15 protein-coding genes and 4 tRNA genes are annotated in these 21,522 nt (G+C 41.4%); 6 read left to right on the forward strand and 13 right to left on the reverse strand.

What is annotated here, in order from left to right:
- Nucleotides 1-27: 27 nt before the first annotated feature.
- Both Q4591_RS11390 and Q4591_RS11395 read left to right on the forward strand, forming a co-directional pair.
- A complete protein-coding gene (locus Q4591_RS11390; protein WP_303461124.1) occupies nt 28-1,821 on the forward strand; it encodes an autotransporter assembly complex family protein in 1,794 nt (597 codons plus the stop codon).
- Nucleotides 1,821-5,765, forward strand: a complete 3,945-nt coding sequence (locus Q4591_RS11395; RefSeq protein ID WP_303411298.1) for a translocation/assembly module TamB domain-containing protein — start codon at nt 1,821-1,823, stop codon at nt 5,763-5,765. Before Q4591_RS11390 ends, Q4591_RS11395 begins: the two co-directional genes overlap by 1 nt.
- A gap of 67 nt (nt 5,766-5,832) precedes the next feature.
- On the opposite strand, the gene rplY is transcribed toward Q4591_RS11395, so the two are convergent.
- The 3 genes from rplY to Q4591_RS11410 form a co-directional block, all read right to left on the reverse strand.
- The gene (gene rplY / locus Q4591_RS11400; RefSeq protein ID WP_076539958.1) at nt 5,833-6,120 is read right to left on the reverse strand and encodes a 50S ribosomal protein L25; all 288 of its coding nucleotides are present in this window, start codon (nt 6,118-6,120) and stop codon (nt 5,833-5,835) included.
- A gap of 187 nt (nt 6,121-6,307) precedes the next feature.
- A complete protein-coding gene (locus Q4591_RS11405; protein ID WP_102439896.1) occupies nt 6,308-6,856 on the reverse strand; it encodes a DUF882 domain-containing protein in 549 nt (182 codons plus the stop codon).
- 150 nt (nt 6,857-7,006) lie between these two features.
- Nucleotides 7,007-8,434: a murein L,D-transpeptidase gene (locus Q4591_RS11410; RefSeq protein WP_303461115.1), complete on the reverse strand. Its 1,428-nt coding sequence runs from the start codon at nt 8,432-8,434 to the stop codon at nt 7,007-7,009.
- Between the two features lie 239 nt (nt 8,435-8,673).
- Here Q4591_RS11410 and Q4591_RS11415 point away from each other — a divergent pair, with 239 nt between their 5' ends.
- Nucleotides 8,674-8,949 carry an HU family DNA-binding protein gene (locus Q4591_RS11415; RefSeq protein ID WP_076539954.1) on the forward strand — a complete coding sequence of 92 codons (276 nt, stop codon included), beginning with the start codon at nt 8,674-8,676 and terminating at the stop codon, nt 8,947-8,949.
- A 129-nt stretch (nt 8,950-9,078) separates the two neighbouring features.
- Nucleotides 9,079-10,962, forward strand: coding sequence for a metallophosphoesterase (locus Q4591_RS11420; RefSeq protein ID WP_102476063.1), 1,884 nt, complete (start codon nt 9,079-9,081; stop codon nt 10,960-10,962).
- Nucleotides 10,963-11,284: 322 nt separating this feature from the next.
- Here the strand turns inward: Q4591_RS11420 and Q4591_RS11425 are convergent, their stop codons facing one another.
- The 5 genes from Q4591_RS11425 to Q4591_RS11445 all read right to left on the reverse strand — a co-directional run bounded on the left by Q4591_RS11425 (nt 11,285) and on the right by Q4591_RS11445 (nt 16,717).
- The gene (locus Q4591_RS11425; RefSeq protein WP_102476062.1) at nt 11,285-12,250 is read right to left on the reverse strand and encodes a hypothetical protein; all 966 of its coding nucleotides are present in this window, start codon (nt 12,248-12,250) and stop codon (nt 11,285-11,287) included.
- Nucleotides 12,251-12,433: 183 nt separating this feature from the next.
- The gene (locus Q4591_RS11430) at nt 12,434-13,723 is read right to left on the reverse strand and encodes an NTP/NDP exchange transporter (protein WP_303461118.1); all 1,290 of its coding nucleotides are present in this window, start codon (nt 13,721-13,723) and stop codon (nt 12,434-12,436) included.
- A gap of 677 nt (nt 13,724-14,400) precedes the next feature.
- Nucleotides 14,401-14,486 (reverse strand) — tRNA-Leu (locus Q4591_RS11435).
- A gap of 203 nt (nt 14,487-14,689) precedes the next feature.
- On the reverse strand, nt 14,690-15,277 hold the full coding sequence (locus Q4591_RS11440; RefSeq protein WP_102531537.1) for a uracil-DNA glycosylase family protein: 588 nt from the start codon (nt 15,275-15,277) through the stop codon (nt 14,690-14,692).
- Nucleotides 15,278-15,337: 60 nt separating this feature from the next.
- The gene (locus Q4591_RS11445) at nt 15,338-16,717 is read right to left on the reverse strand and encodes a leucine-rich repeat-containing protein kinase family protein (RefSeq protein ID WP_303461120.1); all 1,380 of its coding nucleotides are present in this window, start codon (nt 16,715-16,717) and stop codon (nt 15,338-15,340) included.
- A gap of 140 nt (nt 16,718-16,857) precedes the next feature.
- On the opposite strand from Q4591_RS11445, the gene yqfB reads away from it, so the two are divergent.
- Both yqfB and Q4591_RS11455 read left to right on the forward strand, forming a co-directional pair.
- Nucleotides 16,858-17,178 (forward strand): N(4)-acetylcytidine aminohydrolase, encoded by a 321-nt coding sequence (gene yqfB, locus Q4591_RS11450; protein WP_102440275.1) that lies wholly within the window; start codon nt 16,858-16,860, stop codon nt 17,176-17,178.
- Nucleotides 17,179-17,205: 27 nt separating this feature from the next.
- Complete coding sequence (locus tag Q4591_RS11455) at nt 17,206-17,919, forward strand: SGNH/GDSL hydrolase family protein (RefSeq protein WP_303411316.1); 714 nt, start codon at nt 17,206-17,208, stop codon at nt 17,917-17,919.
- 496 nt (nt 17,920-18,415) lie between these two features.
- On the opposite strand, the gene Q4591_RS11460 is transcribed toward Q4591_RS11455, so the two are convergent.
- From Q4591_RS11460 to uvrC, 5 genes are all read right to left on the reverse strand, one after another.
- Nucleotides 18,416-18,501 (reverse strand) — tRNA-Leu (locus Q4591_RS11460).
- A gap of 45 nt (nt 18,502-18,546) precedes the next feature.
- A tRNA-Cys gene (locus Q4591_RS11465) sits at nt 18,547-18,620 on the reverse strand.
- Between the two features lie 15 nt (nt 18,621-18,635).
- Nucleotides 18,636-18,711 (reverse strand) — tRNA-Gly (locus Q4591_RS11470).
- A gap of 183 nt (nt 18,712-18,894) precedes the next feature.
- Nucleotides 18,895-19,443, reverse strand: coding sequence for a CDP-diacylglycerol--glycerol-3-phosphate 3-phosphatidyltransferase (gene pgsA / locus Q4591_RS11475; RefSeq protein WP_076539933.1), 549 nt, complete (start codon nt 19,441-19,443; stop codon nt 18,895-18,897).
- Nucleotides 19,444-19,488: 45 nt separating this feature from the next.
- A complete protein-coding gene (gene uvrC / locus Q4591_RS11480) occupies nt 19,489-21,321 on the reverse strand; it encodes an excinuclease ABC subunit UvrC (RefSeq protein WP_303461122.1) in 1,833 nt (610 codons plus the stop codon).
- Between the last annotated feature and the right edge of the window lie 201 nt (nt 21,322-21,522).

Below are 21,522 nucleotides of genomic sequence, written 5' to 3' on the forward strand. Positions count from 1 at the left end.
GTTGTCGCCTTTGCTGCCATTGTCACGATGGTACCTAATTTCGCTTGGGCAAAAGATAACTGGTTAACGGTCAAGGTAACGGGCGCATCAGGACGGTTAACCAAAAATATCCAAGCGCATTTAGGCAATAACCCTGATTCTGAAGTACAACGCAGAGCCTATTTATTTACTGTAGAAGACAATGTTAACGCCGCGCTGGAATCCATCGGCCATTATCACGCAAAAGTATCGATTAACGTTGAAGAAGCGACCAAGGGCCCCTGGAAACTTAACATCGATATCGATGAAGGTGCGCCTACCATTGTTCAGTGGATAGACATTAAATTCAGTGAGCAAATGATTGAAGATAACAGCTTTAATCGTTGGCTTGATCAGTTAACTATCAAACCTGGTGATGTGTTAGATCACGGCGTATACCAAGAGTTAAAAAATCAGCTGGTTACATTAGCTATGGCCAGAGGCTACTTCGATGGAAAATTCTCACGGGCTGAAGTGGTGGTTAATCGGGATGTGAATACCGCTAAAATCCACTTGCATTATGACTCAGGTAGACGCTATCAACTGGGTAACGTCGAGTTTCATGGTCATACTCTCAATGATGAGTTCATGAAAAAACTCATCCCGTTTAAACCCAATTCAAATTATTCAACCCGGCGGTTAAATCGATTGAACCGCAACCTTATCGATACTGGCTACTTTAGTAATATCAAAGTGTTACCACAAGTTGATGCCATGACCGACGTCGATGTCCCCATCAGAGTTGACTTAAGCCCAAGACCAACACACTCATTTGAATTAGGTTTGGGTGCCGATATTGGTACCAATGCCGAAAAAACCATTGAGCCAAGGGTCAGGCTCACTTGGCGGATGCCGCAAATTAACAGCTATGGCCATACTCAAGAAACTACTATGGAATGGTCACCTGACAGGCCTAAGTTTTTAACCACCTATACTATTCCGTTAAAGCACCCGTTAGATGATCAGCTACAATTTAAGATTGGATTACTGCGAGATAAATATGGCGTTACCCAAGATTATAATGAAGAAGATAGAAGCTACGATTACACTGGCCAGCTAGAGTCAGAGAAACGTTTACTCGGGGTGATCAGACAACAAACCCTAGCCGACCAATGGCTATTTGGTTATTCACTTGAATATAGCCAAGAGCTTTATAATCAATCCAATATTGATTACGATTCAAAATTCCTTCTTGCAGGCTTTGGTATTGGCAAAACCGTTCGCGGCGATAACACCTTAGACCCCAAGTCGGGCTACCGTCATATTTACAGTATGCAATATGGTGACCCTAATTTAGGCTCTGAAATTCGACTGTTAAAATTTGAAGCTAACTTTAAATGGATTGATACCTTTTTCGAGCGGCATCGTTTTGTAGCCCGACTCGACTTAGGCGCCAACATTGCTGATAGTGACGATATCGCCCAAATATCACCTTCGCTACGTTATTTTACCGGTGGCGATCAGAGTATTCGCGGTTATGGCTACCAAGAGCTAGGGCCATTCATTGAATACACCAACGAAGACGGTAGCACGTCACGCCAGGTTGTCGGCGGTCGTTATTTGATGGTGGGCAGTTTAGAGTATCAATTTTATTTAACTGACACATGGCGACTTGCCAGCTTTGTGGATGCGGGTAACGCTTTTGATACAGAAACATTTGAACCTATTGCCTCCGTCGGCGGCGGCGTTCACTGGATCTCTCCTATCGGGCCCATTAGATTCGATTTAGGTGTCGGCTTGAAAGAAACAGAAACGGTCGATAGATCTTGGCGAATTCATTTAACCATGGGGACGGATTTGTAATGACAGAAAAATCCAAGCTACCCCAGCATCATAACGACCATGAAGCCCATGACGCTACACCACTAGATAAAGTGCCAGCAAAGCCGCCATTAACGCTTTGGGCGCGATTATGGAAATACTTCAAACATACCACTCGAGTGATTATCTATATTCCACTGCTGATTTTAATTTTGCTAGCAGTGCTCATTGGCACGCCTTTCGGCGCACGTATGTCAGTGATGTTAGCCAATCAATTTGTGCCCAATCTCGCATTAGACTTACGCTCTGGCACCATCAATAAGCAACTCGAATTTAACCATGCAAGCTGGTCAATGGATGGCGTAGCGGTAGAGGTTGATGACTTAAGCTTATCTTGGCTGCCAACCTGTTTGTTTAACAAGCAAATTTGTGTCGATAAGTTACACGCAAGTGGCGTGCGGGTACGAGTAGCTACTGATGAGTTTGCCGATGATGTGCCTAGTGAAAGTACCGTTGCAAACGCTCGAACAACTCAAGCTGCATTAGCAGATAATCAGCCAGCTAACACTGATAAAACTAATGAAAGTAAAGATGAAGTACCTGAACCGCTGATTTTACCTGTAGTTATTGGCCTTAACGAATTAGACTTAAACTCAGTTGAGGTCAGCGTAAATGACATGCGCTATAACGCCAGCCGCTTGCAAGGCAAAGCACTATGGAATAGCAAAGGCTTAAGAGTTAATTACCTTTATAGTGACGGTTTGCTGGTTGATATTCCTCTTGCCAGTGATGATGTTGCAGCGCCGAACAATACCACTGAGGTAAATGACGACTGGGCTATGGCAGCATTACCAGTGGTTTATATGTCATTCCCTATTTACCTTGAACAACTGATTAGTAATAACAGCGTGATGGTCTTGGGAGCAAGAACCGATGATTTCGCAAAAATAACCTTAGCAGGCAGCTATGTTGATGACTTAATTGATGTGCAGCAATTAGCCATCACTCATGATTACGGTGAGGCAACATTAGAAGGCGATATCCGTTTAAATCACGATTACCCAATGAATATTAACGCCGATTTTAGCCTTAACAATGTGGCCGAAATTCCTGAATTAACCCAGCAAAAAATCAAACTCAGTGCACACAACGGCTTTGATGATTTAGCCGTTACCCTTGCCGCTGAAGGTGACTTTACCATTAATTTTGACTCAAATATCACTTTGAGTAAGCCCGAAATGCCTTATCGAATTGATATAAGCAAAGCCCAAATTCAGTGGCCTTTGATTAAGCCTGACTATGTCACTGATATCAAAACATTATCAAGTACCGGTGACTTCAACCAACAACATGTTGTCCTTGATGGGCAATTCCTCAGCCCCTATCACCCGCAGCTTGAAGTTAATAGCGCAATGCAGCTATCACATACCAATGTGGATATTGCAGATATTGTCATTAGCTCAGATGCGGGGGATATCGCAGGTCAAGCGAGTCTTGATTGGGGCAATGATTTTAGCTGGCAAGCCAAACTCGACACCACTGATTTACAGCTAGAAAAAATCGATTATCTTTATGAACTCACCGAGCTTAGCAGCCACATCAGTGGGATATTAACCACCACAGGTAAGGTTTCTGATACTAGCTGGGAAGTAAATATTGTAGACAGTGATTTAAGCGGCAGTTTAAATCAGTACCCTCTTAGCGTTAAAGGTCAGGTACAATTTGATAATAACTTCGCCATCAATGCCAAAGACCTACAAGCACAAGCCCTCGGCACAACCCTACTTATCAATGGTCAAGCAGATACAGTATGGGATGTAGATGCATTACTTGATGTACCTGACATCAGCCAGTGGCTACCAGATAGTAAAGGGTCAATTACCGCAAAAATCGATGTCACTGGCGATGCCAAACAACCTATCGTTGATATTAACGGCCAAGTGGCCGATTTTGATTTTGCCGATATGAAGCTCGACAGACTGACATTAACGGGTCACTACTTACCGTTAAATGAGCATCAATTTAGCGTGAATCTCGCCAGTACTGCTTTTAGCTGGAGCGAACTGGACTTAACTGACGTAGAGCTAATCGCCTCAGGAGATCTTGGCCAGCAAACATTGCAACTGTCTACGGGTGGAGAGCTAGCCATTAACACCCAATTGAGCAATATATACACGGCAGATAAACAACGCTTTGATACTGAAGTTAACGCCTTATCCTTAACCAATATGCTCGGAGATTGGCAGTTAGATAAGCCCATCACGATCGTTTGGGATCAACTCAATCAACTTGGCAGCGCCAGTCCTTTTTGCATTAATCACCCCAGCAATAGCCTGTGCCTGATTGAACCTGCAAATTTTGGTACCCAAGGGGATATTCATATTCTTGCACAAGGCACACCTGGCCGCCTACTGCAGCCAATATTACCCGAACGCTTGGTATGGATTGGTGACTCTAGCCTTGATGCCAAACTGAATTGGTCTGAGGTTGAAAAGTTACAAGCAGATGTTGATTTAACCTTATCTGAGGGCAAATTAGAATTAAAGCGCTCAGAGAATGATCGCATCGATATCATTTACGACTTAGTTAACTTACATGTCACATTAGATGAGCAGCAACTAACGGGTCAATTATCAGTGCAAGCAGATAGCATCTCAGATATCAGCAGCCAAGTTAACATCAGCACCCAGCCTTCAAGAGAGCTATCAGGGCATATCAATATTGACGAGTTAGATTTAACTGGCTTACAGGGCTTCTTCCCTGAGCTGGCGACATTACAAGGACTGTTTTCCACTGATTTAACCTTATTAGGCACTTTAAATGAGCCTGAAGTCGGTGGCAAAATGACACTATCAAAAGCAGCTATTGCCACTACAAACAACCCGACTTTGATTGAAAATATCAATTTAATAATGGAGCTCGCTGGCCAACAAGGTAATGTAACAGGCGATTTAACCATGGGGAAAGGCCAGGCAAATATCAATGGTAAGTTGGCTTGGCCAGAGGGTAACTTTAATGGTGAAATTGATATAAAAGGTAAAAAGCTCGCCTTTATTCAGCCCCCTATCGCAATATTGGATATTACTCCTGATGTAAAAATTAACTTTAGTAAAAATCAGCTGGCGATCACGGGCACTGTCGATATTCCTAGCGGGGAAATTACATTAGTTCAACTAGCTGAGGGTGGTGTAGCGATATCTAGCGATGTGGTATTTAAAGACTCGATTTCAGAACAAGAAGAAAAAGTCAGCCCTTACGCTATCGTCGCCGATCTCAATATTAATGTGGGCAAGAACCTTAACATTGATGGCATGGGCTTAAACGGCAAGTTAGAAGGAACATTATTGCTACAGCAACAAGCCTTCAAACCACCGCTGTTATTTGGTGATATTAAAGTGAATAATGGCAGTTATAAATTTATGGGGCAAACCCTAACCATCAGTACTGGTGAAGTGCAGTTTGTTGGCCCAAGCTCAGTACCCAACTTAAATATTGAAGCAGTAAAAGAAATCAAAGATGAAGATCTCACCGCAGGCGTGAGAGTCACAGGCACAGCCATGCAGCCAGTAGTGACCTTGTTTTCAAACCCTGCCAAAGAGCAAGCCGAAATTCTATCCTACATAGTCACCGGCACAGGCTTTGCGAACTCTGGTAATGATCAAAATAATGCTTTAATGATGAGCGCGGCGTTAAGCTTAGGCTCACAGTTTGGCGGCGGCGCAATGAACAACATTGGCTCAACAGCGACGGGCTTAATTGAAAAAATGGGCTTTTCTAATGTACAACTTGATGCCAACGATGAAGGACGCTTTGCCATTAGCGGTTATATTGGCGAAGACTTGATGGTGAAATACGGTATTGGTGTTTTTAACCCCGGCTATGAAATGACGGTAAGGTATTATATTTTTTCACAGCTTTACCTAGAAACCGTATCAGGCAACTTAAATCAATCCTTAGATATTTACTATAGCTTTGATATTGATTAAGCGTTACAAACCAAATTTTAGTCACAAAAAAAGCGCCTTAAGGCGCTTTTTTCATTCAAATTAGCAATTAAGCAAATTTGAAATCGATGTGTTCGATAAGCATTTTGTACGCGTGACGCTGTACAGCTTGTGCACGAACTTTAATTTCTTTGCCATCGATTACGATAGTTAACTCGCTTGTGTAGAAATCTTCATTCAACTGTTGGTTGATGATATCTTTTTGAGCGAATTTGATAGAAATAGGCTCTTTACCTGGACCGTAGATTACAGCAGGAACTAAATTCGCATGACGTAGGCGGCGGCTCGAACCTTTCCCGATTTCAGTACGGATTTCAGCATTGATAGTATAAGACATGTAATTCTCACTTATATAAAATAATTTTTGTTGTTATTTTCGACCAATAACAACTCGTGCTCGTTATAAAACTAAGCGCGCGGATTCTAACACAGCTAAATAGCGTCAACAAGCATCACGCCGGTATTTTATCCACATGAACTAACTATATAGCCTTTAAATCATGCTAAATATCAGGCCGTGGGTTTTACCAGCTTCTTACCGGGCCAGTATCAAGGTGAATAAAACCAGAACGAGGGTAATAACCAACCCCGCCCATTTTTAACGACATTGCTGCATCACGTAAGGTTTTAAGAGCAATGCCGGGTATGGCTAAATCCATTGCCATTCCCTTCATATGATAACTTTTCTTGGCAACACCATTACTGTTGGCCGCTAACATATTATTGGTGATCGGAGAGCGATAACCAGAAATCACATGAATTTCATCTGAGTTATTCAGTGTCTGTTGAAGCTTATACAGGATTTCATATAAACGCTTATCCATCGGCGCCGCTTGGTTTTGTCTATGGTCACGTAATACATTGCTAAAAAGCGTTAAGGTATCACTGCGATATTCACCATCAACCCAAAAACTGCCTTGCCCGCGCTCACCAGTATGACGGTTGTAAAAGCTCAGATCACGCTGCCCTATTGTAGATCGGCTTGCTTGAGCGGAATTAGAAAACATTGAAGCGACAGCCACCCCACTAATTCCAAGGATTAACTGCCTACGCGAAGGACAAACTAACGACATTAACTCACCACTTTTTAAAAATTCAAACGGTGCACTTTTTGCACAAACGAGGATGAATTTAAAGCTTATGGCAAACAATAGCAACTCTAAAAGAACATAAGTTATGTATAAATCATGTGCAGTTTAGCAACTTCTAATAAGGTCAGGCACTTAACGTGACGTCAACTGTAATGGGCTTGTTGCATTATTTGCCACTACTGTTTTATCTGTGTTATTTAAATGATAAATATCATTTCGATATTGGGCCAAGTTATCTTCACCAACCCAAGCATTCCAATACACTATATGCACAGGAATGGTCTGTGACAGCGAAAACCATTGAGTATTTTTTTGATTAGACTGCATACGCGCCCAAGTGCGTTTATCTATTACCACATTATCCGCGAACCACTCAGCCAATTGCTGCACTTTTTCAATGCGAATACAGCCCGATGAAAGCGCTCGATTTGCCTTATTAAAAAGCCATTTATCTGGTGTGTCATGTAAGTATATATTCAGATCATTTTTAAAATGAAATTTATAACGCCCCAACGCATTAATTTCCCCGGGTCGCTGCACCAAACGATATGGAAAGGCTGCAGTTGCGGCCATTTGCCATTCATCAGCGGTTTTATCAATTTTAATCCCAGCTCGATCAAAAACATCAAATTGTCGATCGCGAAAATAATCACCATCTTTAGCCACTTTAGGCAAGATATCCCGTCGTAACAGCTTTTTAGGTACTGTCCAAGTAGGATTAATGACCACATTGGATATTTGTCCTGACATCACAGGGGTTCTTCGATAGGCCTTGCCGACAATTACTCGAGAGGTCATGGCGATTTGACTATCATTGACTAGCACCATTTCAAAGGCGGGAATATTTACCAATAAATAACGCTCTGACAGTTGATGTTGATAACTGGTTTTAGCCACAAAATTACTGGCAAGTAATATGGCGCGCTGTTTAGGTGTTTGGTTTAACCAATGTAAGGTATTGGGACCAATAACAGCATCGGCTTTTAAGCCATGACGCTGCTGAAATGACACCACCGCGTTCGCTATAGTGTCATCATAAATATGTTGCGCTTCTGAACGAGATGATAAGTCCCCAAGTAACCATAAACGCTGTGAAATAGCACTGATAGTCTGATGGCTATCGCCAGGCCGTAAAAAACCGCCGGGGACAATTGGCTGCCATTCATGGCGGTTATCAAGCCACATTAATCGTCTAATATGGTTAAGAACTCTCAAGTAATCATCTACCGGAGGCTCTAAAGAAAAAACTTTCTTTTGAAGTGAAGCGTTGGAAGCAAGATTGCGATACTGCAGTTCAACAGACTTATCAGCCCAAAACCTATCAACTTCATTTTGTATTGTGTCGATATATTCAAGCTTTTCAGCCTCTGTACCCTGGCGCAGAATCGTTAAATATGCTTGCCATTGAACACTGGAGTCAGTCAACGAAATCAATAATACATGTTGCGCAAGGGTGTTATAAACCGCATCCGAAGCCGCAATCTTAGTCATTGGCGTAAAATACAAGAATAATATCACTGCAAAAGATAACACAACTCGATGAAAACAGCATCTCACCATGAATTATCCTCCTAAATACTGACTACGAGCTTTTGAGTATGGCAAAGAAATACCATCCTTGTGTTACATAAAATATGACACTGTTAAAAGATAATACGAAAGTTGGAGATAGATAGCGGATTTAGCGCAGCAATTCGACAGTGGTAGAGCTGTGATAAGTCGAGTTCTGTTAAACGATGGGCATAACTGCTATAAACAAACTCCGCAATACTTATTACGTTAATTTCACAGCAGTTAATATGAATAAAAAACAACTCATGCAAGTGATGGCCTCGGACATCGGTATCTCACAATCTCAAGCGAAAATTCAAATCGATCAAATTGTTTCTCAGATCCATAAAGCACTTACCGAAGGTGAAAAAGTTTACATTCCGCAATTTGGCACATTTGAATTACGCTACCATTTAGCGAAAAATGGCTACAACCCACAAACCGGTGAAGCAATGGAAATTCCAGGATTTAACCAACCAAGCTTTAAAGCTGCGCCTGGATTGAAAAAACTCATCAATCAGTAATAAAGCCATAATCCCATTTCAAAGGCCTTGTTTTACTAGCAATAGCAGCAAGGCTTTTACCAATAACTACACCATTTCATAATCATCTTCTAAACTTAAAGTCAAAGTCACCTTACCCAGCGCTCAACCATGAACCTTAACCATGCTGTGATAAGTGTTGTTCTACTGCTATGCACTTTTATTCCATTACAGGAAACCTCAGCCTCCTACGAGAGCTTTGAGCTATCAACAACAGCAAAAATTATTGTTGTTGGTGACATCCATGGCGACTATGGTGAATTTGAAACATTAATTCGTGCAGCAGGCATTATCGATGACCAACTGAACTGGCAAGCTGGCGACACTCAGCTAGTCAGTGTCGGCGATCTGCTGGATAGAGGCCCTGACTCCCGCAAAGTAATGGACTTGTTTATGCGTTTAGAGCAACAGGCCACCGCAGCAGGAGGCGCAGTACATCTTGTGTTGGGTAATCATGAATTGATGAACCTTATCCGTGAACTTAACTACGTACCCACTGATGAATATAAACACTACCTGGATGATGAATCTGCGGACGTACGCGAAAATTACTGGCAGCAATACCTTTCATATGCAACTGAAACCAGTGCCGGAATGAGTCAGCAATCGCTATTATCGACCTTTAACACTGAATACCCTCCCGGCTACTTTGGCCATATGCAGCTCTTTTCTACCAAGGGTAAATATGGCCGTTGGCTGTTGAGCAAGCCCAGTATATTAAAGATCAATGAGGTGCTATTTCTCCATGGTGGACTTTCTGCCAAGTTCCCTCTGTCAACCTTAGCCGAAGTAAACAACGAATCAGCAAAAGTAATACATGATTACATGGAAGCTTTTGAGCAATTAAAACTCCAAGGCGCATTAAGTCACCTTGATGATTTCTTTAGTCGCCAAGAAAAAATAGCACGGCGGTTACTATCTGCAGGCTCTGACGAACATAAATCCTTGTACCAAAGCTTTGTTAATCTCAGCCAGTCTTTTTACCTCGATGGAGAAAGTCAATTCTGGTATAGAGGCTCAGCTCTTTGCCATCCAATCTTTGAGGAAGAGATACTTGATCGCGTTTTGCAACACTATAAGGCCAAACAATTGGTGATTGGTCACACAACCACGAGTAGCCGCGTTTTTGAAAGCAGAATGAAGGGCAAGGTGATCAATACTGACACTGGACTGTACCGAAAATATTATCAGGGCAATCCAATGTTATTAGCCATTAACAAAGATGAACTTCAACAATTTGATGGTAATCAATGGCGTCCTTTTGAGGTTGACGATGGTCAATACCGTGAGATTTACCAAGGCCACAGCTATCAGGACTGGGAACAGTTATTAACACAGGCAATTATCACTAAACTTGAGCCTATAGGGACTGGTGTGACACAGTCGAAAAAAGCTTATTTGGAACATAACGGACTGCGTTTCAAAGCTATTTTTAAAACTGAAAATATCATCCCCAGAAATGCCTCTAAAGATAAATATCGCAATACCGACAGTTATAAATACGAAATAGCAGCGTACAGGATAGCCCGTCACCTTGGATTGAATATGATCCCGCCAACGGTACTTCGAACCATCAAAAATAAACAGGGCTCGCTACAATTGTGGATAGATGACACTTTTAACGAAAAAAATCGCATCGAGGATGAACGTTATCCAAGCGAGTATTGCGTTCTGTCATACCAAGCCAGCCTGATGAATATGTTTGATATTTTAATTTTCAATGTAGATAGAACCCAAAGCAATATTCTCTATACAGAAGCGGATTGGATGATGTGGATGATAGACCACTCTCGAAGCTTTAGAACTGGCAAACACGCACCAAAATATTTAAAGGCGGCACGTTTGCGTCACTCGCTAAAAATTGAACATCAATTAAAAAACTTAGACTATCAAAGCCTAGATAAACTCACTAATGGCCTACTCAAGAGAAAACAAATCAAGGCGTTACTCAAACGTCGTGATCTGTTATTAAAAAAGCTGGCAGAACATGAGTAAAAATCCTCATTAACTACGCTCGCTACCTTAAGCCGCTTAAGTGATTTATGCCATACCTGTCAGTAATTCCGTGTTTATTTTCAATATAAGAGCTTAAGCAAAAGCGCTGTACTAGCCCATAAACGCCAAATACTCTAATTAAGATAAAGAGTTAACCAAACTCATAGAGAGGATAACAGGCAAGATACTGATATTGACTTAAATGATTGTAGATTTACTGAGGCTGTAACCAAGAGATTGTAAGCCCCTGTAAATAGCGCTATATTACAGCGGGTTTGACATGTCATCTTTTAAGCCGTCTTCGAACTTAATCGCTTAACCTTCACCAAACCCGATGCCAAAGCCCCGAGCTGTAATATTCTTCATCAGTCATGCCACTCTTTCGCTGCTGTTCCTCAAAATGTTGTTTTACTTTTTGAAAGCGATGCTCAATAGATTCCAATCTGAGGTGAGCTAATTGTTGCTCAGATAGACCACTCGCTCGGAGTCTTTTTTCTAGTTCTTCAATTTTCCAATCTCTCATCCCTTGCATAAACTGCATGCTAATAGCATCTGACTTTAACTTACTTAGCTTACAAGTTCGGATGTCTAGCCGAGGCCCTCGATAAAAAGATCTAGAGTGATCGATGGCCCAAATTTTACCAAGATAAGCTTTTTTCCTGTCCGTCACTTCATTTGGGTCTTCAAATCTTTCATTCAGATCGACTAAAAGGTTGCCAGCATGCCTGTCAACATTGCCAATAATACAATCGAATGTTTTGATTTCTTTTATTTGGTGATTTTTATATTCGGCGGATCCCGGGTAAGGCAGGCTAAGAGCAGTTAAATCGTAAAGCACGACACTATTCTCTACCCATAATTGCAAACTGCCTTTTCTCAATTTTTTACTCGGTTTTAGCCCTTTTTTCCCTATTGGTATACTTCGAAGCACTGTCGCAGGAATAATATTAAGGCCAAGGTATTTTGAAATAATATATGCTGCTAATTCATTGTAGTAGCTATCGTAATACATTAAACCAACGTTACCTCTAGCATAATCTTTTACTGTTTTATCTCGAAAGGCGGCACGTATCTGTACACTATTTTTGACTAAACCTACCCTGCGAATTTCCATAATACTTTCTTTTGTCGTGAACGCTTTAGCAACACTTTTAGAAAGATTAATATCGCCATCATTTAATAAGTCAAAGATAACCGTTTCATCTCGGATTAAAGGAACGGTTACAGCGTGAGACAAGAAAGCGACTAAATATATCGTCAGAAAAAAAGCCATCTTCAAATATTGCATATTGCGCTCCTTCTATTCAATCGATGAGATATCACGCTGGTAAAGTCTATTTTTAAGCATAAAGGATGACACTTATATCAATATGTTTAGCCGCAATAATCCACAGATAATAAATCAATTGCTGACAATGCAACGACTTAACATTAGCGACCACTTAGCGAAAAGTCAGGATTAAAATTGGCATTAATCATGTTCACTGACCAATTGCTTATGCTTGCGAGCAAGGTTAAATGCCAATACTATCCAAAACAGGGAAAGCACCAGATTAACCGCTGCAAACTCATAATGATCAAGCTTGAATACTTTAAGGCCAATAAAGATGATCACCACATGAGCCAAATCTCCCAAACGCCAACAAAATGCATCGATCACAGTCTTCCCTTCAAAAATTTGTTGCTTATTTAAAGGCAGAAACAGTGCATGCCGGGCAGTATTTTGTAATGAATAATCTATGCTATTTTCAGCAATCTTTATTAGCTTAAATAGGGTGAATATAGGGATAAAAGTCGCTAATCCATAGCCCACAAAAGCGACAAAGGGTAAAATTAGAATGGCACCATGTATATGGATCCACTGGAATATTCGAGAAACCAGTAATAACTGAATTATCATGCTGAATAAGTTTACCCAAGTGTAAAAGTCACTGTAAAACTCACCTATAATCAGTTTGACATCGGCTCCCTGCTGCGCATGAATTTGCACCCATTTGGCCAGAATGTATTCTCCTGTAGTATTCACACAGTTGAGTAACACTACAAACCCAGCAATCACCAACAAGTAACGATTATTCAGTACGGTATCAAAACCTGCTTTGAATGAATGACCATGGTAGTCATTTGTTTGTTTTTTTTTAGATTTCAGTCCAATTAATTTGGGTAACCACATGGTCGCGATAAGTAAAACCGCAGCGACGAGCATCAAGCCTTCAGCGCCAACAAGCTTAAATAGATGTTTGCTAATTTGCGCACCTAATAATGATCCTAAAGATGCCCCTGCTGCAATAAAAGCAAACAAGCGTTTACCCTCATCTGGACTGTAAATATCTGCAGCATAGGCCCAGAACTGGGCAATTAACAGCACATTGATCACACCTAGCCAAACGAAGAAAGGGATTGAAATAGGCACCTTAAACAAATAAAGCCCCCAGAATAATAACAAGCTCACAGCCACAGCTAAGGTGACTCGGGGCAATATTTCATTCGTTCCCTGAGTCCTTATCCAGCTAGCGTATAAAGGCACCAATATCATTAACACCAATGCTTGAATCGCTATCGTGTAAGTGCGTATTTCAGCGGTGTGTTCAGAGAGGATGAGTGCTTCACGGATAGGCTTTAAAATGTAATACAGCAACAGTAGCAAACAGGCGTAAGCGGAGAGCATCAAGGTTGACTTACCTTCTCCCGGTTGCACATGAGTAAACAATCTCATTAAGCGTTCTAGGTAACTTAAGTCGTTCCTGCTGTTTGCTTCCATACCTGTAAATAATACCTTGTTTACTTTCAGGGTATCGAAAAGCTTAGCAGAGGCATGTGTACTGTCAAATATGTAAAGCTAAAGGCAACACTCATCCCAGCGACGTAAAGATATTGATTGAGAGGATTTTTTATCGTCTAAAAATCCGATATGGCTAATTGATTTAATACATTAATTTAGCAAGAACAATTCAAATAAGTCCGTCAACAATAGTCGATGAATCTGATTGATTTCGTCGTTTTAACACACCTGATACGGATCAGGATTTCAACACAAAGTTTCAATGTAACGCGGCTAAATTTAGCTGTGTTCACTCGTGGTACTCGCCAGACTTGAACGAGCAAATATCACTATTTCACAAACTTCAGATACAAAAAGGTCAGACTTGAACCGGCACGCCCTATTTTAAAACGATGAGGGATTGTTATATCTTGTCATTCATTTAGCAAATTTCAGATACAAAAAAGCCTCAACTAATGTTGAGGCATTTTGGCACCATACTGACGTATATTTTTGATAATAAAACTGATGGTACCCGAGGCCGGACTTGAACCGGCACGCCCTATTTTAAAACGATGAGGGATTGTTATATCTTGTCATTCATTGAGCAAATTTCAGACACAAAAAAGCCCCGACTAATGTCGAGGCTTTTTTGCACCATACTTACGTATGTAATATGGTACCCGAGGCCAGACTTGAACTGGCACGCCTATTAAGCGAGGGATTTTAAATCCCTTGTGTCTACCGATTCCACCACTCGGGCAAACTTGTTGTAACTTGTCGAAACAAGCTACGGAATCTGTTTTCAATTGCTGCAATTGCTTGCTGCCGCTGAACTTGGTGCATACTTTACTGGTTTTTCAGAATGGATCAATAAAAAAATGAAACTTATTGTTCAAGTGCTGACTTTGCAATCAATTCGTCTAAAAACATAGCTAAATTAGCCCTTTCAATTAAATATTTCACTTAAGCATGCAAAATATTCTGCACTGTCGATTTTATTACTGGTAATAAATCTTCAGCAAACCATGGATTTTTTGCTAACCAAATATTGTTGCGAGGACTTGGATGAGGCAATGCAATGATGCCCGAAGGTAAATTACGCCAATGTTTAACAGTTTCTGTCAGCGTTTGTTGCCTGTTTGGCAAGTGATAGTCTTGAGCATACTTGCCTATAAGCAAAGTTAACTTCACATCAGTTAAGTGGTTAAGTAAGGGTTGCCGCCACGTTTGGGCGCACATTTTCATTGGCGCTAAATCACCGTTTTTCCCCTTACCGGGATAACAAAAGCCCATGGGTAAAATCGCAATCTGTTTAGGGTCGTAAAGGGTGTCTTTGTCGATGCCTAACCAATCTCGTAACCTGTCACCACTTTTATCATCAAACGGGATGCCAGACTTATGCACCGCAAGGCCTGGAGCTTGCCCAGCAATAAGAATACGCGCTAGCGGATCAATTTGAATCACTGGGTTAACGCCATGGGGCAACGCATGCTGGCAAAGCTGGCATTGACGTACCTGTGCAACTAAAGACGTTAATGACGCTGCAGGCATAACGCTCCCCTATCCTGTTTATAAATTTAACTATCTGGGCCTAAATATAAGCGACGATTGTTAATCCAATAACTGCTGTTGAATGGTGGCTAATTGCTGCTGGATATGAATAAACTGAGGTCGCATCGCTACGTCAGCCTGCAAACAACTAGACACTATTTGGCTTAATTGGCTAATGATCTGACTATCTGCAGTTGCTAACCTTAACTGGTTATTATCATGGCCTGTAAATTCATTAAAATGCCCCAATATGTCATCTAGCATATTACCTAATGCTCTGACTTCAATGGCTTGCATATACGCTGCTTGCTCTACTGCAAGCGCTGACAAGTCCGTTGCTGCGCCAAAATCACCAAATAGCATATTGGCATCACTATCAATCATGGTGTTGTGAGCGTATATATCGCCATGACTGACTTTATGTTGATGTAAATGGGCTAGCGCAGCTGCCATACTGCGCATAACGGTGACGATTTGCCTTAGGGATATGTCCATGTCATCACAAAAGGTATCGCGAGTACAGGTTTCCAGTGACGGCGGTAAACCCAAGTTGTAATAACGCTGAGGAATGAGCTCCATGACTAAACCAAGATTGTCAGCATCAGCAATAAAGCCAAGTACGCCAATTAAATTAGGATGAAAGCCTGCTTGCAAACAGCAATGTAATTCATCTTTTGGGTAACCATCTGATGTCACCGCACCTCTGAATATTTTCACCGCTACGTCCAGTGCTGTGCCAGAGTCCTGCTGCCATTGTGCTTGATAAATCACCCCTGAAGCGCCTTGGCCTAATTGCTCCCCTAATGATAACTGCGCCATTGGCGTTAACGCACAACCACTATTAACAGCAGCGTCATCACTATTGATAACAGGCGCTGTTATAGGATTGCCACTAAATGCCAACCAAGCTAAATTGGGCAGTTTGAATAACCAATCTGGAATAACAGTCAATTCATTGGCTGAAATACGTAATAGCTCTAGTGATGTACATTGACTCATTGATGGCGGCAAATTGTTGAGCTTATTGCCTGCCATGGCAAACTTCTGTAGTCGATGTAGCTTGCCAATGGATTGAGGTAATTGCTCAATGTTATTGTCAGTGAGAATTAACCAGCGGGTATCAACAGGAAAACAATCTTCGGCAACTGTAGTTATTTGATTGGCTTTAAAACCGATCATTTCAAGCTTTGGGCATTTAGCAATGACATCTGGGATGTCAGTAAAACAATTAAACGATAGGAATAAAATTTTAAGCTGTTGCAACTGCTCAAACTCATCAGGTAGCGATGATAAACGGTTATTCGACAAATCAAGCACTTCAAGGGAATCAGCAAGCTTAATAATTTCCATGGGAAAACTGGTTAACCCTTCAGCTATCTGTAATCGTTTTATCTTGTTTTGGTGTAATTCACCAGACTGTAATTGAGCCAAAGTATGCAATGGAAATATCCTAAAATAAGCAGTAAGTCGCAATGGCGCTCATGATAAGCCAAACAGATAAACAAGTTAAGGCAAACCTCAGTAAACTGATTTACTATAACGCACAATAAACCTGCAATTAATAAAGGCTCAAAGCCACTATGCCAGCACTTAACAGCATCACTTTTTTCAGCCGCTTTGAAACAGACATTCTGTCAGGCGCTAAAACTATTACCTTACGCGATGACAGTGAATCCCACTTTATTGCAGGTGAAACGTTAACCGTATCCACCTTTGAGGAAGATAAATGGTTTTGCGACATCAAGGTTATTTCCGTTAATACAGTGCCATTTACACAATTAACCGACTTGCATGCGCAGCAAGAAAATATGCCCTTGGCAGTATTAAAAGCCTTAATACAGGAAGTGTATCCGGGTATTGAACAGCTTTATGAAATCAAATTTAAGGTCGTAACCCCTTAAATAAGCACATAACAAAGGAATGTAACATTGCACTATCTAACACTAATATTTTTATGGCCTATTTATTTAGTACAGGCTATTTGGGTAAAAAAAACCACCATAAAATTACCAGAGCCAAGCGGCAAGCGCGTTAATGCCTCATGCCGTTCGCCACAATTGTCGCTACTGATCCTAGGTGACTCTGCTGCAGCGGGAGTTGGGGTAAGCCACCAGCAACAAGCACTGGCGGGAAACATGGTTAAGCGGCTCTCTAATGATTATCAGCTCAATTGGCAACTGGTGGCCCAAAGTGGCTATAGCACCCAAAACTGCCTCAATAAAGTCAAACTCATGACCCATCAAAATCAGCTAACAAAAGCAGATGTTATTGTGATCTCTCTGGGCGTAAATGATGTGCTGAGTCCAATATCGGCAAAAACATGGATATTACAATTAAGCGAGTTGTGCGCATTGATCACATCAAAGTTAGGAGGAACACAAATTATCATTACTAATGTGCCTCCAATGGATCGATTTCCAGCGTTACCACAGCCTTTTAGGTGGTTTTTAGGCGCAAGAAGCCGAGAGTTCAACTTAGCTCTTTCTAATTGGGTTCAAACAAGCTCACTGCCATGCGAACAACTTAATATGGAATTGACGTTAGCTGATGCGCCAATGGCCATTGATGGGTTTCATCCAAGTGAGGTTATTTATGCCCACTGGGGACAACAAGCATGCGACATGATTAAGGTGAAAGCGTAAGCCAGACTTCAACCACACCCCTTCAAAATAACTTTAAGAAATGAAATTGATATAGCCAAATTGCAAACACAAAAAAGCCCCAACTAATGTTGAGGCTTTTTCGCACCATACTCTTTAATACTAAAAGTCGTATATAAACGCTTTATAGAAGAATAATGGTACCCGAGGCCAGACTTGAACTGGCACGCCCTATTTTAGAACGACGAGGGATTTTTTAGTAAAATCATTCATTCCAACAAATTTCAGATACAAAAAAAACCAACTTACGTTGAGGCTTTTTTGTACCATACACCTTAATACTAAGTCGTATGTAAGCGCTTTATAGAAGAATAATGGTACCCGAGGCCAGACTTGAACTGGCACGCCCTATCTTAAAACGACGAGGGATTTTTTAGTAAAATCATTCATTCCAACAAATTTCAGATACAAAAAAGCCCCAACTTACGTTGAGGCTTTTTTGTACCATACACCTTAATACTAAGTCGTATGTAAATGATGGTACCCGAGGCCAGACTTGAACTGGCACGCCTATTAAGCGAGGGATTTTAAATCCCTTGTGTCTACCGATTCCACCACTCGGGCATAAGTGTTGTTTTAATTGTTAATATAACAACTAAACAAAATTTGTGGAGGCGCGACCCGGAGTCGAACCGAGGTCGACGGATTTGCAATCCGCAGCATAGCCATTCTGCCATCGCGCCGATATAAACATGATTTGGAGCGACATATCGGGTTCGAACCGATGACCTATACCTTGGCAAGGTATCGCTCTACCAACTGAGCTAATGTCGCGTAAATCATTTGTTTATCTTTTCAAATAAACCTGATGTCTTGTAGCTAAAACCTTTTGGTTATAAGCCGAAGCATCCTTGTCTACGGGGGTGCATTCTACCGATTTCAGTGTCGGTGTCAATTGCTGTTTTCAACAAAATTAACTGAGTGAACACTAAGTAAACGTATTGAAGTTTTATTGCGCTACTCAGCCGTTAAGTCTTTCCATGCTGCAGAAATATAGCTCATCATCGACCAGAAAGTCAGCACTGCAGCAATATAAAACAAGCCATAAGCCACATCGGTCAAAAATTCATTCGGCTGCCAGATCAAACCAACAATCGCCGCCATTTGCGCCGCCGTTTTGTATTTACCAATCCATGATACTGCGACAACACCGCGTTTACCGATTTCTGCCATCCATTCACGTAGCGCAGAAATCACAATTTCTCGGCCGATCATGAATAATGCCGCTAAGGTTAGATAAATATTATCATTTTGCTGCACTAGTAATACTAACGCCGTGGTCACCATTATTTTATCGGCAACCGGGTCAAGAAAAGCACCAAAGCGAGTCGACTGCTTTAATTTTCGCGCCGCATAACCGTCTAACGCATCAGTTACCGCAGCAAGCCAAAAGATAAATGCCGAAGCAAAAGGGGCCCACGAATAGGGAAGATAAAACACAACAACAAATACCGGCAATAAAACAAGCCGAAATAAAGTTAATGCTATAGGTAAATTAAAAGGCATGAACGAAACCAAATAGTCAGAAGCAGCGCCAATCTTGCCTTAATTTTATCCCCCTCGCAATGCATCATGGATTGTTTGTGCCATTTCTAGGCTAATTCCAGGAACTTTTGTTAATTCAGCGACACTTGCGCCCTTCACTTCTTGAATACCGCCCAAATGTTGTAACAATAGTTTGCGCCGTTTAGGCCCCACACCAGCAATGGATTCTAGCGTCGATGTATTTCGGGTTTTCTGGCGCTTATTTCTATGGCCTGTAATTGCAAAGCGGTGGGACTCATCACGGATATGCAAAATTAAATGAAATGCTGGTGAATCACTGGGTAATTCAAAGGTATCTTCCGAGCCACCAAACACAAAGGTTTCAAGCCCTGCTTTACGACCTTCGCCTTTCGTTACCCCGATCAGTAAAGGCGCATTATCTAAATGCACACATTTTTCATCAACTATTTGCTTTGCAATACGTAACTGGCCTAAACCACCATCAATAAATACAATATCTGGCACCTTACCCTTGCTATCAATTTTATCAAATCGGCGACTTAAGGCTTGTTCCATGGCAGCATAGTCATCACCACCGGTAATGCCATTAATATTGTAGCGGCGATAATCGGACTTGTGAGGCCCCTCACGGTTAAACACCACACAAGAGGCAACGGTACTTTCGCCCATGGTATGGCTGATATCAAAACATTCCATCCGCTGGATTGGGTGACCTAGCTCTAATGCTTCTTCTAATAATTGAAAGCGCTGCTCAACGGTATTTTTGTGGGACAGGCGCGTATTAACCGCATTGGTGGCATTGGTTAGTGCTAGACGTAAAAAGTTTGCTCGCTCACCTCTGACATGTGTTTTGATTTCAAACTTTCGTTCTAATGCCGCAGATATAGTTTGTTGTAATCTAGTTAGTTCTTCAAAGGAGTGACTTAATAATACTTCTTTAGGAATTGTGCGCTGGATGTCGGCATTTAAATAAAACTGCCCCAGAAAAGAGACGAGTACTTCTTCAAGCTCAGTTTGTGCTGGCACGGTTGGATAATAGCTGCGACTGCCAAAGATTTTACCATCTCGTATAAATAATAAATGAAAACAAACGATACCTGATGCGTAATGTACCCCTATCACGTCCATATCGCCTTTGTGATTAGACACTTCTTGCTGCTCAGCCACTCGCCTTAGGGCGGTGATTTGATCGCGAAATTGCGCTGCATGTTCGTACTCTAGCTCATTGGCAGCCTTATCCATCTTCACCACTAGCTCACTGATCACTTGCTGATCTTTGCCTTTTAAAAACAGGCTGGCTAATTTCACTTGCTCGGAATATTCATCATCGCTTACGCGACCAACACAGGGTGCACTGCAGCGATCTAATTGATACTGCAAGCAAGGTCGAGAGCGCGACTTATAATAAAGATCATCACACTGACGAATAGGAAACAGCTTTTGCATCAGATGTAAGCTTTCTCTAACTGCACCGCCATTTGGATATGGGCCAAAATAATGGCCTTTTTCACGCTTAGGGCCACGGTGATAAGCAAGTCGTGGATGCTTATGGCCACTGAGCAAAATGTAAGGATAGGATTTGTCATCACGCAGCAATACATTGTATTTGGGCATGTATTGCTTGATGTAATCATTTTCGAGCAATAACGCATCGGTTTCACTGTGGGTCAGTGTGACATCAATATTGGCAATACGTGCCACTAATGCTTGAGTTTTTACATGGGGAATATTGGCTCTGAAATAAGATGATAAGCGCTTTTTAAGATCTTTTGCTTTACCAACATAAATGACTTCGCCCTTGTCATCGTACATCCGATAAACACCTGGCGAAGAAGAAACATTCTTGAGAAATAACTTTGGATTAAAACGAGATGGCATCAACTATCCTAAAATAGGTGTGAAATACCAGTTTGATTCAACACCTATTAACTAAAAAGAACTGGCATCAAGCATTTTGTAGCGAATCGCCAAACGGGTCAACTCTACATCACCACCAATATTCCACCCCTAGAAATTTTTTATGACAAAAACCCTTGACAATTTTTTATGACAATCTACCTTTGATATGTGGGTAACATA

Source organism: Shewanella sp. 3_MG-2023, from assembly GCF_030548765.1.
Lineage (GTDB): Bacteria > Pseudomonadota > Gammaproteobacteria > Enterobacterales > Shewanellaceae > Shewanella.

Coding starts and splice junctions, on each gene's coding strand:
- Q4591_RS11390 (WP_303461124.1), top strand. CDS start 28: ATGGTACCTAATTTCGCTTGGGCAAAAGATAACTGGTTAACGGTCAAG.
- Q4591_RS11415 (WP_076539954.1), top strand. CDS start 8,674: ATGAATAAAAAACAACTCATGCAAGTGATGGCCTCGGACATCGGTATC.
- Q4591_RS11410 (WP_303461115.1), bottom strand. CDS start 8,434: ATGGTGAGATGCTGTTTTCATCGAGTTGTGTTATCTTTTGCAGTGATA.
- Q4591_RS11405 (WP_102439896.1), bottom strand. CDS start 6,856: ATGTCGTTAGTTTGTCCTTCGCGTAGGCAGTTAATCCTTGGAATTAGT.
- Q4591_RS11425 (WP_102476062.1), bottom strand. CDS start 12,250: ATGCAATATTTGAAGATGGCTTTTTTTCTGACGATATATTTAGTCGCT.
- Q4591_RS11440 (WP_102531537.1), bottom strand. CDS start 15,277: ATGCCTGCAGCGTCATTAACGTCTTTAGTTGCACAGGTACGTCAATGC.
- uvrC (WP_303461122.1), bottom strand. CDS start 21,321: ATGCCATCTCGTTTTAATCCAAAGTTATTTCTCAAGAATGTTTCTTCT.
- Q4591_RS11430 (WP_303461118.1), bottom strand. CDS start 13,723: ATGGAAGCAAACAGCAGGAACGACTTAAGTTACCTAGAACGCTTAATG.
- Q4591_RS11395 (WP_303411298.1), top strand. CDS start 1,821: ATGACAGAAAAATCCAAGCTACCCCAGCATCATAACGACCATGAAGCC.
- Q4591_RS11420 (WP_102476063.1), top strand. CDS start 9,079: ATGAACCTTAACCATGCTGTGATAAGTGTTGTTCTACTGCTATGCACT.
- yqfB (WP_102440275.1), top strand. CDS start 16,858: ATGCCAGCACTTAACAGCATCACTTTTTTCAGCCGCTTTGAAACAGAC.
- rplY (WP_076539958.1), bottom strand. CDS start 6,120: ATGTCTTATACTATCAATGCTGAAATCCGTACTGAAATCGGGAAAGGT.
- pgsA (WP_076539933.1), bottom strand. CDS start 19,443: ATGCCTTTTAATTTACCTATAGCATTAACTTTATTTCGGCTTGTTTTA.